The organism is uncultured Parabacteroides sp. (genome assembly GCF_905196875.1).
In the GTDB taxonomy this organism is placed as follows: domain Bacteria; phylum Bacteroidota; class Bacteroidia; order Bacteroidales; family Tannerellaceae; genus Parabacteroides.
In genome coordinates this window covers 12,717-26,905 of sequence record NZ_CAJJWO010000039.1, presented here as the reverse complement: position 1 = coordinate 26,905, position 14,189 = coordinate 12,717, and the positions used below count along the sequence as shown (strand labels likewise).

Here is a 14,189-nt window from a genome sequence, read left to right as displayed (position 1 = left end):
GCGCAGCGGCCACGTCCTGCATTGTTGCAATCATTTGTATTGCATCCTTTATGCCGGTTCCATCCGGTTCTTATTATCAATTAATTTAGTTACAAATAAATTGTCAATTGTCAACCGCCAATTGTCAACTAAAATAATACATACCGATGAAAGTATTGAAATTCGGCGGAACGTCCGTAGGTTCCGTGAATAGTATTCTGAGTGTAAAGAAGATAGTAGAGGCTATTGAAGAGCCTGTAATCGTTGTCGTTTCTGCCCTGGGAGGCATCACAGACAAGTTGTTGGCAACTTCTGTCATGGCATCCAAAGGGGATGTAGGATACGAAAGGGAGTTTTCCGAAATCATAACACGCCACCTGGACGTGATTGAAGGTGTTATACCCGACAAGATGCAGCGGATAGAAGTACAGAAAAGAGTCATGAGCCTGCTCGACGAACTGGGGAATATCTTCAAAGGTGTGTACCTGATCAATGACTTGTCTGCCAAGACTTCCGACACGATCGTCAGCTATGGGGAACGTATCTCTTCCCTGATCGTTTCGAATGTGATCGAAGATGCGCGGTTGTTTGATTCACGCAAGTTTATCAAAACGATCAAGCAGTTCAATAAGCATATTGTCGACTTCGAACAGACCAATCAACTGATTAAAGAAACATTCAATCCGCTCCCCAAAGTATCGCTAGTACCCGGCTTCATCTCATCAAGCACGGAAAACGGAGAAGTAACGAACCTAGGACGTGGTGGTTCCGACTATACGGCCTCTATCCTGGCTACTGCCCTCGATGCCAACGTACTCGAAATATGGACAGACGTGGATGGCTTCATGACTGCCGACCCTCGTGTGATCAGCTCTGCTTACGTGATCGACCGGCTTACATTCACCGAAGCAATGGAGTTATGTAACTTCGGTGCCAAAGTGATCTATCCGCCAACGATCTATCCGGTATATCATAAGAATATTCCGATCCGTATCCTGAACACATTCAATCCGGAGGCTCCGGGAACTTATATTTCCAAAGAAAAAGTTAAAGAAGAAGGTAAAGCCATTATTAAAGGTATCTCTTCTATTAACGACACCTGCCTGATTACCGTTCAGGGCTTGGGTATGGTTGGTGTGATCGGTGTTAACTATCGTATCTTTAAGACATTGGCTAAAAGTGGTATCAGCGTATTTATGGTATCACAAGCCAGTTCTGAAAACAATACCACATTCGCTGTCCGTAACGCAGATGCCGACCTGGCCGTACAGGTACTCGACGAAGAGTTTGCTCTGGAACGCGCCCAGGGAGATATGAACGATACCGTAGCAGAAAAAGATCTGGCTACCGTAGCAATCGTCGGTGAAAACATGAAGCGTACTCCCGGTATTGCCGGAAAATTGTTCGGCACATTAGGTAGCGCCGGTATCAGCGTTATAGCCTGTGCACAGGGTGCTTCCGAAACAAATATCTCGTTCGTTATTAAGTTCAAATACCTTCGTAAGGCACTGAACTCTATCCATGACTCCTTTTTTCTGTCACAATATAAGGTTTTAAACCTGTTTATCGCCGGTGTGGGAACTGTCGGGGGAAACTTATTGGAACAGATCCGTATCCAGCAGCCTAAATTGATGCAGCAGAACGGATTGAAACTGAATGTCGTAGGAGTATCGAACAGCAAACGAGCCCTCTTCCTGCGTGAAGGGCTCAACCTCGAAAACTGTATCGACGAACTAAAGAAAAACGGAGAAGAAAGTTCCCCGGAACATCTAAAGGAAGAGATACTGAAAATGAATATTTTCAACTCTGTCTTCGTTGATTGTACGGCTAATTCAACCGTTTCCGACTTGTATGAAACATTGCTCAATAACAACGTTTCGGTAGTAGCCGCTAATAAAGTCGCCGCATCCTCTTCTTACAGTAATTATATCAAATTGAAGGAAACAGCCCGTCATCGTGGTGTAAAGTTCCTGTTCGAAACAAACGTAGGTGCCGGACTTCCGATCATTAATACGATGAACGACCTGATAAACAGTGGCGATCATATCCTGAAACTGGAAGCAGTCCTTTCCGGTACATTAAATTATATATTTAATACACTTAGCGCAGATATCCCTTTCAGCAAAGCCATCCTGATGGCTAAAGAGGAAGGATATTCCGAACCCGATCCACGTATCGACCTAAGTGGCAAAGACGTACTCCGCAAACTGGTTATCCTGGCACGCGAAGCTGGCTATAAGGTTGAACAGGAAGATGTTCAGCGTAAATTATTCATACCTGAAAAATTCTTTGAAGGATCGTTGGAAGAATTCTGGTGTAAGATAAAAGAAGTCGATGCCGAATTCGAAAGCAAACGTCAGCAACTGGAGGCTGAAAACAAACGTTTCCGCTTCGTTGCCAAAATGGAAAACGGAGCATGCGAAATCGGGTTACAGGAAGTTGACAGCCATCATCCGTTCTACGAACTGGAAGGCAGCAACAACATCATCATGATCTCAACCGAAAGATACCACGAATATCCCATGATTATAAAAGGATATGGCGCCGGAGCCGACGTAACGGCTGCAGGTGTATTTGCCGACATCATTTCCATTGCAAACATACGATAAAGATGAAAAGTATAATCATTCTAGGTGACGGCATGGCCGATGAACCCATCGAGGCATTGGGCGGTAAAACGCCCATGCAATATGCCGACACTCCCTATATGGACAAGCTGGCGGCATTGGGAGTCACCGGACAAATGAAAACGGTTGCCGACGGTTTTCATCCGGGCAGCGAAGTTGCCAACATGGCCGTATTAGGATACGACTTACCCAAAGTATACGAAGGGCGTGGTGTATTGGAAGCAGCCAGTATCGGTGTCACCCTCCAACCAGGTGAGATGGCAATGCGTTGCAACCTGATCTGTGTGGAAGGAGAAATACTGAAAAATCATTCCGCCGGACATATTCACACCGAAGAAGCCGACGAATTAATACAATTCCTCAACGAGAAACTAGGCTCCGACCGGGTTAAGTTCTATACAGGAGTCTCTTATCGTCACCTGCTGGTGATAAAAGGCGGTGATAAAAGACTAGATTGCACTCCGCCGCACGATGTGCCCCTCCACCCCTTCCGTCCTCTGATGGTAAAACCCGAAGTTGCAGAAGCAAAAGAGACGGCAGACCTGTTGAACGAACTGATCCTGAAATCACAGGAAGTACTCAAAGACCATCCGGTTAATCTGAAACGTATGGCTGCAGGAAAAGATCCGGCCAACAGTATCTGGCCCTGGTCGCCCGGTTATCGTCCAGCCATGCAGACCATGCAGGAGATGTACGGATTTGAAAAAGGTTCCGTTATTTCCGCTGTGGACCTGATCCGCGGTATCGGTGTTTATGCCGGACTTGAGGTGATCAATGTGGAGGGAGCTACCGGTTTATACGACACAAACTATGAGGGCAAAGCGTATGCCGCCCTTGAAGCTCTTAAGACAAACGATTTCGTTTACCTTCATGTAGAAGCCAGCGATGAAGCCGGACACGAAGGAGATGTCGACCTGAAAATAAAAACAATCGAGTTTCTTGATAAGCGGGCCATCCGTATTATTTACGAAGAGTTACAGAAATGGAATGAACCGGTTGCCATTGCCGTACTCCCCGATCACCCGACACCTTGCTCGATCCGTACACATACCAACACACCTGTTCCTTTCCTGATCTATAAACCCGGACAGGAACCGGATGCAGTAACCTGTTTCGACGAGTTCTCTGTATTGAAAGGAAAATATGGTGTACTTGAAAAAGATGAATTTATAAAGGAATTATTATGAAATATTACAGCACAAACAAAAAAGCTCCGCTGGCCACCCTCGAAGAAGCCGTAGTGAAGGGGCTTGCCGGTGACAAAGGATTGTATATGCCTGAACATATCGTCAAACTCGACGAAGGCACAATAAACAATATGAAGAACCAATCTTTCCACGACATAGCCTGCACAGTTGCACAAGCCTTCTTCGGGGAAGATATCGAAACGGAGACATTGAATGAAATTGTAAAAGATACTTTGTCGTTCGACACTCCGGTGGTTCATGTCAACGATAATATTTATAGCCTTGAACTATTTCACGGTCCCACTCTGGCATTTAAAGATGTAGGCGGTCGCTTTATGGCACGCGTGTTGGGATATTTCATCAAAAAGGAAGGTATTAAACAAGTTAATGTATTGGTTGCCACTTCGGGAGATACCGGAAGCGCTGTAGCTAACGGTTTCCTAGGCGTACCTGGCATTCATGTGTATGTGCTTTATCCGAAAGGAAAGGTAAGCCCTATCCAGGAATGCCAGTTCACAACATTAGGACAAAACATTACTGCTTTGGAAATAGACGGTACCTTCGATGATTGCCAGGCTTTAGTTAAATCGGCTTTCATGGATGACGAACTAAACGGTCACATGAAACTGACTTCAGCCAATTCAATCAACGTTGCCCGTTTCCTTCCACAGTCTTTCTATTATTTCAATGCGTATGCCCAATTGGATAAGATAGGCAAAGCTTACAATCTGGTGATCTCCGTCCCCAGCGGAAATTTCGGAAATATCACTGCCGGTCTTTTCGCCAACTGGATGGGACTGCCGGTTAAACATTTCATCGCAGCCAACAATCGCAACGACGTATTCCTCGAATATCTGAGAACAGGTGTTTATACGCCACGTCCTTCCGTAGCTACCATCGCTAACGCAATGGATGTAGGTGATCCGAGCAACTTCGCTCGCATCATGGATCTGTTCGACATCTATGGCGATAAACATAAGGAGATATGCCAATGTATCCACGGCTACCGCTTCACCGACGAAGAGATCGAAGATACAATCAGATACGTATATAAAAACGACGGTTATCTACTCGATCCACACGGTGCCTGCGGCTATCAGGCCCTGATACATGATGCACTTGAAGCGGACGAAACCGGCCTCTTCCTGGAAACAGCCCATCCAGCCAAGTTTAAAGATACTGTCGACCGTATTCTGGAAGCGGAAATAGAAGTACCGACTAAGCTCAAAGCCTTTATGCAAGGAACCAAGCAAAGTATCGAACTAAGCAAAGATTTTGATACTTTCAAATCCTATTTAATGAAGCAATAGCAACTTCTTGAAGTCACAAAGCTGAGTTATTAACCTCAGCTTTGTGACTTCATATTTTCATCTAAAAAATCCTTCAAGATAAGAGCATGATTATGATCCGGATTCTTGGAAGCATAAAGTAACGTAACGACCGGATATTGCCTGATCTTATTCACAAATGCCTTGGCTGCCTCCGAACCGTTCAGTTCCTTTCGATACAATCCGACAAACTCATGCCATCTTACATCGGGATCCTGATGAAACCACTGACGTATCTCCGGTGAAGGAGTAATATCTTTCGCCCATAAATCATAATGCAAAGCTTCCTTTTTCATTCCACGGGGCCATAAACGATCCACAAACACTCTGTAACCGTCTATGCTTTCCGGATCTTCGTACACTCGTTTTATCTTTACCTGTGTCATATCTTTTTTATTTACACACTGTTAGATATAAACAAGGTCGATTATCGGATTGTTGCATTCAATTTCATAGCTTGCTTTTCCTCCTTTTCCATAAACATTCCTTTAATCCGCCTTGTTAGATTAGTATAAAACATAAACATTAAAAATCATGAGTACAACAACCGTAAAAACAGAACAGAAAAAAGAAGCTGCCCGTACATCAAACAAAGAGATCGCAGCATTTATCGGAGAACTATTCTCATTCAACAGCAGTTTAAAACTCTTCCATTGGAGTGTTACCGGAACAGGTAGTTACGCCAAACACATGGCTCTGGACGAAGCTATCGCATCTTTATTGGACGTGATCGACAGAATTACAGAAACAACATTCGCTATGGCTGGCGACATGAATATTTCAATCCCCGAAACAAAAACTCCGAAGGATATCGTTAAACATGCTACCGATTTCTACAACTATGTAGAAAAACACAGAGATCTGTTCCCGGAAGCATTCTCGCAATCAATTATCGATGACTATCAGGAAGCCATTCAACAATTGCTCTATAGATTAATTAGACTACAGTAATCTATAGTTCCATTGTTCTTTTTTGATATAAATTAAAAAGTTATCTCTTTAAGGAGATAACTTTTTATGTTTTAACCCTATTCTATCATTAATTTGGCTGATAATTTATGAACCAACTTATCATCAGTCTCCTCTTCTTCAATTTGCTTTATTAACAGTTGAGATGCTAATCGTCCCATATCCGCTATTGGTTGATGAATATAAGGAATAAAAACCGGCATGAAATCAAAGGCATCACTTTTATCAAAACAAACAACATGCACGTCTTCTCCTATCCGAAATTTCAAATTCAACAATTGCTTGATTCCAGTCATAGCAATCGTGTTTGTTGCAAAAAGAATACCATCCATATCTTTCCTTTTTTGAGCCAGCCAGGTTATTGCTCCGATGATATCTTCATCCATAAATTTATAACGTACTTTTTTTACTAACTCTTCATCATATAAACAGGCATCTTTCAATGCATTGGTGTACCCTCTTTCACGTTCAGTCATATGAGGTTGGTTATTCTCATAAATAAGCAATGCTATTTTCTTACAATGAATATCTATTAAATACCGGGTCGCTTCATAAGCGACCTGATAATTGTCAATTAATACACTATTTACTTGCAATGATGGATAATAACGGTCTATCAACACTAAAGGTATATGGTTATTTACAAGTTGTGCGATATTTTTCTCTCCGAATTCAGTTGGAACAATAATAAATCCATCAACCTGGCGACTTCTTAACAGACTTATCATCCTTTCCATCTGCAAATCACTTTCGTCTGTATTCATTATAATAACAGCATATCCTGCTTTTTCCATTTCTTCCTGCACATAAAAAGCCAATGTTCCGAAAAAGGGGTTGGATATATCAGCAACAAGCAGTCCTATAGTCTGTGAACGACCACTTTGCAAACTCATTGCTAACCTGTTCGGCTGATAATTCATTTCATGAGCTACCTTTTTTATCTTTTCAGACATTTCCTTTCCGACACGACCATTTTTATTTTTTCCAGTCAAGACCAGAGATACAGTCGCTGTAGAAACTCCTACAGCTTGAGCTATATCTTTTATAGATATTCTTTTCATACGTTCCATCATAAATTCCATGCAAAGTAACAAAAAATAACTCTATTTACTACCCTGTTTTCCAGCGAATAGAGATAATAAGAACCCTATTAAAAATATTAAAATTGTTCCAAATACAATAGTCAGATAGCTATGGAATACCGTATTATTACCAAAACTCATCCAGGCAATCAGAATAACTCCACAAATAACCCCGATCATCGCATGGATATTCTTTACTCGCTTTGCCATATATCCCAATAGGAAAAGTCCTAACATTCCACCGCTAAATATAGCAGCTAAACTCCACCAGGCTTCAAGGGCACTCTGTACAGACATCATAGCCAAGCCTAATCCCATCCCCAGAATACCTAAAATAAAAGAAGTCCCATAAAGAACATACATATTCTGTTTATCCGTCATTTTTCGTTTATGTTGAAAGAAATCTGTCAGAATAATAGTGGCAGAACTATTGATACTGGTTGAAACAGTACTCATGCCCGCTGCACAAATAGCTGCAATCAATAGACCTGTAATACCAGTCGGCAGACCATGAACAATAAAATAAGGGAAAACAGCATCATTGGCTATACCTTCAGGTAGTAATTCCGGTGAAACTGTATAATAAGCGAACAGGGCAGTTCCTATAAAAAAGAAAAACATACTTACCGGAACATATAGAAGGCCGCCAAATAAAGCGGCAGAGCATGCACTTTTGTCATCTTTGGCTGTTTTATAACGCTGTACATAATTCTGATCGATACCATAATTCTGCAAATTGATAAAAAGACCATACACCAATGTTACCCAGAAAGTAGTAGTACTCAACTCTGGTCCAAAACTACCTAATGAGAATTTATCATATTCCATCGCAATAGAAAACAATTGTGAAGGGCCTTCCGGCATAGAAAACAATAAAACCAATACGCAAGCCAGTGCTCCGGCAATCAAAACGAGGCCTTGTATAGCATCCGTCCATATTACAGCTGTTATCCCGCCTAACACAGAATAAATAACCACACAAAGTCCGGAAACAACAATAATGACCGGTATACTCCAGCCTAACATAGAGTGCAACGGCAAAGCCATTAAATACAAGACAGAACCGATCCTGGCCACCTGTGTTAATAAATAGCAACAGGATGCATATACCCTGGCCCAATATCCGAATCTTTCTTCTAAATAACTATAGGCAGATATACTACTGATATTCCGATAAAAAGGGACAAAGTATTTAGCTGCTATCCAGGATGCTATTGGAATAGACAAACTGAATACAAACGGATTCCAGTTTCCCATATAAGCATTCCCTGGCAATGCTAGAAAACTGATACTACTGACATAGGTTGCAAAGATGGACATCCCTACCACCCAGGCAGGTAATCTACCTCCGGCAGATGTATATTCGTTCGAATTCCTGTTTTTAGAAAAAAACGAGCATCCAAATAGCAAAGTCCCTGCCATAAAAGCAAAGAAAACAATAAAGTCGAGTATTGATAGTTCCATGGTATTTCTATATATAATTTACATCATAATCTTGTTTCTATGAAATTACCTAAATCTAAATATTTTTGATACAGAGATAAATACTGGCGATGTTTCTCCTCATCCGGAGTATATTGAGTAATAAAACCTTTTCCCATAATCTGCTGGGCCTTCTCTACTTTTGGATAGACTCCGGCTGCAACAGCAGCAAACATGGCTGCTCCCAAAGCACAAGCTTGTTCGGAACGGGCAACTTTAATAGGCATATTCAATACATTAGCCAACGTTTGCATTATGAAAGGAGATTTTAAAGAGATCCCTCCGATCGCTGTTATGTTCTCTATCTCCACATGTTGCCTCAAAAAACAATCCACAATTGACTTTGAACCGAAAGCTGTGGCTTCAACTAAGGATTTAAAAAGTAACGGTGCAGAAGTACCCAACGTCAAACCGGAAATAAGTCCGGTTACATTCTGGTTGGCATCAGGCGTACGCCGTCCATTCAACCAATCAACAGAAACAGGTACACTTTCGCTGACCAGTATTTTTTCTGCTTCTTCTGTCAACAATGGTAATATCTTGCTATCCAGCAACTGGATAAGATTTTCAGCATCTCTGTTATCACAAACAGACGGCAACAAAGTCTCCAAAGGCCACAACAACAAATCTTTAAACCAGGCATATACATCACCGAACGCCGACTGTCCGGCTTCCAGTCCAACCATTCCGGGTATTACAGAGCCGTCAACCTGTCCGCAAATTCCGGAGATCTGAGAGTCTTTTATCTCATCATAAGGAGAAACCATAACATCACAAGTAGATGTACCCATCACCCTAACAAATGTTTTTTCTGATATTTCGGCTCCAACAGCTCCCATATGACAGTCGAGAGCTCCTACTGCTACCGCTACTTGGGTAGACAATCCCAGACGGTCAGCCCATTCTTCTGACAAATATCCGGCACAAGTATCACTCGTATAAGTGGAATGATATAGATGTCCGTTGAATAAGTCCAACAAAGGATCTAACGCGGTAAGAAAGTCAAAAGAAGGCAATCCCCCCCATTTTTCACACCACATCGCTTTATGCCCTGCTGCACAGCGACTACGATAAATCTTTTCCGGAAGAATATTTCCTGTTAACAAAGCTGGCATCCAATCACAATGCTCGACCCAACTATAAGCAAACTTCCGTATTGCCGGATCAACACGAAGTATGTGTAGCATCTTAGCCCACACCCATTCGGCAGAATAAGTACTTCCACTATACGCTGTATAATCTATTTTCCAACGTTTAGCTAATTCATTTATCTCACTAGCTTCCTTTACAGCCGTATGATCTTTCCATAGAACAAACATGGCATTAGGATTGTCTGAAAACTCGGGTAACAAAGATAAAGGTGTTCCATTCCTATCCAACAGTATAGGAGTAGATCCGGTCGTATCAATAGCTATGCCAACTACATTGCCAGCAATACCTTCCGGACAAATACTCAAAGTTTGCTTGATAGCCAGCTCCATACTTTCCATATAGTCCAACGGATGTTGGCGATACTGATTTATAACCGGGTTACAATAGTATCCTTTCCTCCACCGAGGGTAAAACTCAGTAACGGACAGTAATTCTTCTCCTGTAGTAGCGTCCACTAATAATGTACGACATGAGTCAGTACCAAAATCAATACCGATTACATATGCATGATCTGTTTTATTCATACTTTATTCCGATTTATGAAGAAACTATCTGAATTTTAACAATAACTATTTTATTGTACATTATTGCTCAATCCATGATAAATTAAACCGATAATGCAATCGACTACTAACTATGTGAATCATATTATCGGGTGTTTGTGTACCAGCAAGATATCCTCGTGGTTCAGCCCTATGTCCATCCATTTCAAAAAATCCGGTCCATGCTCCTCCATTTAAAAAACGATAAACTCCATCTGTAATCAATTTTTTTACCGTCCAGGTTTTTCCCTCATCATATGAGAGAGCAGCATACATTCCAGACCCTATATAGTCCTTCCCTTCTTTATCTTTAAAAAGCATCCCACGTTCTTTAATGGGTGTGCGCAAGGGATGATCTGTAAAGGAAACTAATAGTAAAGGGCCTTCATTCAATCTCATTAATACCAAACGCTGTCCTCCGTCAATATAAGGTAACGAAGTCGCTGAATACTTCCAGCTCTTTCCCATATCATCAGATATACTCATTGGCATTCTATCTCTTCCCTCTTTATCCCGGATGCTATTGCCACGTCCTAAAGCAAGTAAACGACCATCTTTTAATTGAACAATACCTGCATGAATACCTGCAATTGTACTACCGGAATTTCCTTCTTTGAAATCTGGTAAAGGAGATCCGTCCCATGGGTCATACCATGTTTTTCCATTATCCTTACTTATATGGATTGCAGCTCCATCATGACTACCAGCCCCGGCATCGCATGCTTGAATTAACCAACCTTCACGTGTTTTGATGGTACCGGCTATCACTTGATGACGTTTAGTATGTTCCGGAGCAATCAGGTTTGGAGAACTCCATGTAGCTCCATTATCCCGACTGGTTCGTAATATCATTGCCAGATTTTGCCAATCACCCGAAGCTTCAACCCCATTCAGATGATACAATGTTCCTTGTCCATCATTATAAAGAGCACTTCCAGTCATATTCCGGTCGGGAACTTTAAAAAACAAAGAGGCTTCGTCCCACTCATTGTTACCGGCTCTTAAACGTGATCCTAAAACGACCATTTCTCTCCCATTTTCATTATTTGATGAAAACCAAATACTTAACAAATCCCCATTATTACACCAAGTTATTGCAGGTTGATGGTTGTGCAAATAGAATGGCGTTTTGGAATCACAGGCCGGAGGTATTACATATGGAATTGGTGGGAAGAAAACCGGGGTAAGAGTCTGACTATTCCATACCTTATTCTCCTGAGAAACAAGAGCTTGATTTAAAGGTTCTGGCTCATGAACCTCATAGTTGTTTAAAGGATATGAGGCTTCGACAATTCTAAAACCTGTTTGAGAATGTTTATCTCCCGGAATCATAGCCAATCGGTTGGCACTTCTTAAATATTTCACCGGCGTATGATGGCTTCCCCCTCTTGTGACACGAAATTCTCCACGAGACGGACCGGAAGGATTCGTTTGCGTTTCTTCCAGATACGGGGCATACCAATCCAAACACCATTCCTCTACATTTCCATGCATATCATAAAGTCCGAAAGCGTTAGGAGGAGTTTGAGCTACTTTTAAAGAAACATAAGAGAAATCACGTGCAACTCTCTGATTACGATGATATATAGGAGCTAAATCATCTCCGGTTGAAAATAACGTATATGCACCTGCCCGACAAGAATATTCCCATTCAGCTTCCGTCGGTAACCGATAATTTTTACCTTCCTTATGACTTAGCCACTCGCAAAATGCAATCGCGTCATGATAACTTACATTTGTAACTGCATCATCATCTTCGACAGAAACACCGTTTCTCCCTCTCATTTTCAGATGTTCAGGATCAAATGCTTCATATTGTTTATTTGTTATTTCTGTAATCCCTATCTTGAATGAGTAAGGGAGAACAACCTTGTGTATAGGTGCTTCATCATAATCTATTCCTAAACCATTACTTCCCATATAAAAGCTACCGGAAGGAATCTCAACCATTGGAATGAATGGAGCCGGTGAAGATTGGGAATATGCTACAAAATAGAAACAGAGAAGCAACAGTATCAATTTAATTTGCATGTAATGATAAATACGATATTTCTTCTTTTTTAGACAATCAATGTTACACATATTATTTCTTCATTTATTGTAGTTTATTATTAACATTCTGTTTCAATTCATACACTAGTTGAAGTAAGAGTTGAAATAATGCACATTCAACTCTTACTTAACCCAAATTATTTTGCATAGCCAGGATTCTGTCCCAAATTAACTCCCAGATTAGCATCAATAGCAGATTGTGGAATCGGCCATAAACCATGATAATCCTGAATTGTATTTCTCCAGTCGACCATCAAGCCATATTCTTTCACCCTTTCGACTAACATTCCCATTCTAATAAGCGTTCTACGTCGGGGTTCTTCAAATAATAATTCTCTCGCTCTTTCATCTAGGATGTAATTTAAGGTTACCTGATTCGGAGATACAGGCGCTGCATGAGCACGGCTCCGTACTTCATTAATATCAGCCGCAGCTTCCTGAAGTTGATTATTCCTGAAATAAGCTTCGGCCCGCAAAAGATAGGTTTCCGCAAGACGATACACATAAACATCATCGGAAATTTGGCCCGAGGTATTATTGTCATTCCATGGAAGACCCTCAATTTTTCTTGGATAAGCATATAATCGTCTCAAGGTATCTTCAGCATTGGTCAAAGGAGGTATCTCCTCGCCATAATAAGAAGACTTCGGATTATTATAATAAAATTTACGACGCATATTAAATTCTGAATTCCGAATATCGTTAGGATCATCCCATATTGTATAAAGAGAATAAACCGTACCTCTGACACGACCGACTCCCCGTCCTAAAGTATCTGTAGCTAAATTAGAATAACCATCCGGAGATACGATCTTGGTTTGAAACGGACCACAGTTACGAATACTCTGATTTCCACCGACAGAACCACCACCTCCCGGTGTAAGAGGTTCGATCTGCCACACATAAATTGCTTCTTTATTTTCAGAACTGTTAAAATTACCATTCTCAAAAAGATCGGAGAACACATCACCTGGTTGGTTGGATGAGCTGCCAAAACGCTCCTTCATCAAATGATAGAGCCCGGAATCTATAACATTAGATGCACTTGTTATAGCTTCTTCATACAATCCCAGACTAATATTTACTTCTGTAAGTAAATGATCAGCCGCGGCTTTAACAATACGTCCTTTTTGCGATACTGTAACAGGCAACCATTTGGAAGCAAAATCAAGGTCGTTCTTTACAAACTTATAGACTTCTTCCCGAGAAGCACGAACATAATCATATTTTGGAACATTCTGTATAGAATCGACAATCGGTACCCCTCCATAAAGATTTGCTAAAAAATTATAAGTATATCCTCTAAAAAAACGGGCTTCTGCAATAATTGCATTCTTTTCAGCCTCATCTGCCCATATATGAGATAATTCGGGCTTATTAGCGTAAACAATGATATTATTTGCTAATGGTATCATTTTAGTATATGCCCAAACCCAGTTTGTTTTAACCTCCGGTGTATTGGGGGTCAAATACGAAATCCAATTCCGATAGGTAAAATATTCAGATCCGGCATCTTCTCCGACATCAGTTCCGGGGAAGTTTGTAATAAAGAAACTATTATCATCTTGGGCATACTCCTCTCTTGCGCACCAGACCAGACCATTAATATAGGATTCGAATCCTTTTTTCGAAACCAACGTATTCTCAGCACTAAGCGAAGATAAAGGTACTTCATCAAGAAAATCATCTGAGCAAGAATAAGAGATTCCGACTAACAAAACTATAAATATCTTAGTAGTAAGTTTTGTTAAATGTTTGTATATTAAATTATTTTCCATAAGTTATTCTA

The 14,189-nt window shown here is 41.0% G+C and carries 10 protein-coding genes; 4 read left to right on the top strand and 6 right to left on the bottom strand.

The genetic code is table 11. The features are described 5' to 3' along the window. The first annotated feature begins 146 nt into the window (after positions 1-146). The 3 genes from thrA to thrC are packed head-to-tail and all read left to right on the top strand — an operon-like array spanning position 147 to position 5,103. On the top strand, positions 147-2,588 hold the full coding sequence (thrA, locus tag QZ076_RS13670) for a bifunctional aspartate kinase/homoserine dehydrogenase I (protein ID WP_293713859.1): 2,442 nt from the start codon (positions 147-149) through the stop codon (positions 2,586-2,588). A 2-nt stretch (positions 2,589-2,590) separates the two neighbouring features. Then, positions 2,591-3,793 carry a cofactor-independent phosphoglycerate mutase gene (locus QZ076_RS13665; RefSeq protein WP_293713857.1) on the top strand — a complete coding sequence of 401 codons (1,203 nt, stop codon included), beginning with the start codon at positions 2,591-2,593 and terminating at the stop codon, positions 3,791-3,793. Continuing rightward, positions 3,790-5,103, top strand: a complete 1,314-nt coding sequence (gene thrC / locus QZ076_RS13660; protein ID WP_293713855.1) for a threonine synthase — start codon at positions 3,790-3,792, stop codon at positions 5,101-5,103. Before QZ076_RS13665 ends, thrC begins: the two co-directional genes overlap by 4 nt. A gap of 35 nt (positions 5,104-5,138) precedes the next feature. Here thrC and QZ076_RS13655 read toward each other — a convergent pair whose 3' ends face one another. After that, positions 5,139-5,507: a DUF488 domain-containing protein gene (locus QZ076_RS13655; RefSeq protein ID WP_293713853.1), complete on the bottom strand. Its 369-nt coding sequence runs from the start codon at positions 5,505-5,507 to the stop codon at positions 5,139-5,141. A 148-nt stretch (positions 5,508-5,655) separates the two neighbouring features. On the opposite strand from QZ076_RS13655, the gene QZ076_RS13650 reads away from it, so the two are divergent. Further along, a complete protein-coding gene (locus tag QZ076_RS13650; RefSeq protein WP_293713851.1) occupies positions 5,656-6,072 on the top strand; it encodes a DUF5856 family protein in 417 nt (138 codons plus the stop codon). Between the two features lie 77 nt (positions 6,073-6,149). On the opposite strand, the gene QZ076_RS13645 is transcribed toward QZ076_RS13650, so the two are convergent. The 5 genes from QZ076_RS13645 to QZ076_RS13625 all read right to left on the bottom strand — a co-directional run bounded on the left by QZ076_RS13645 (position 6,150) and on the right by QZ076_RS13625 (position 14,178). After that, entirely contained in the window at positions 6,150-7,151 is a 1,002-nt protein-coding gene (locus QZ076_RS13645; RefSeq protein ID WP_293713849.1) for a LacI family DNA-binding transcriptional regulator, read from the bottom strand. Between the two features lie 42 nt (positions 7,152-7,193). Further along, a complete protein-coding gene (locus QZ076_RS13640; protein ID WP_293713847.1) occupies positions 7,194-8,636 on the bottom strand; it encodes a sodium:solute symporter in 1,443 nt (480 codons plus the stop codon). A 23-nt stretch (positions 8,637-8,659) separates the two neighbouring features. Continuing rightward, positions 8,660-10,330 carry a ribulokinase gene (locus QZ076_RS13635; RefSeq protein ID WP_293713845.1) on the bottom strand — a complete coding sequence of 557 codons (1,671 nt, stop codon included), beginning with the start codon at positions 10,328-10,330 and terminating at the stop codon, positions 8,660-8,662. A 60-nt stretch (positions 10,331-10,390) separates the two neighbouring features. After that, positions 10,391-12,379, bottom strand: coding sequence for an SUMF1/EgtB/PvdO family nonheme iron enzyme (locus QZ076_RS13630; protein ID WP_293713892.1), 1,989 nt, complete (start codon positions 12,377-12,379; stop codon positions 10,391-10,393). 158 nt (positions 12,380-12,537) lie between these two features. Continuing rightward, entirely contained in the window at positions 12,538-14,178 is a 1,641-nt protein-coding gene (locus QZ076_RS13625) for a RagB/SusD family nutrient uptake outer membrane protein (protein ID WP_293713843.1), read from the bottom strand. Positions 14,179-14,189 lie beyond the last annotated feature (11 nt).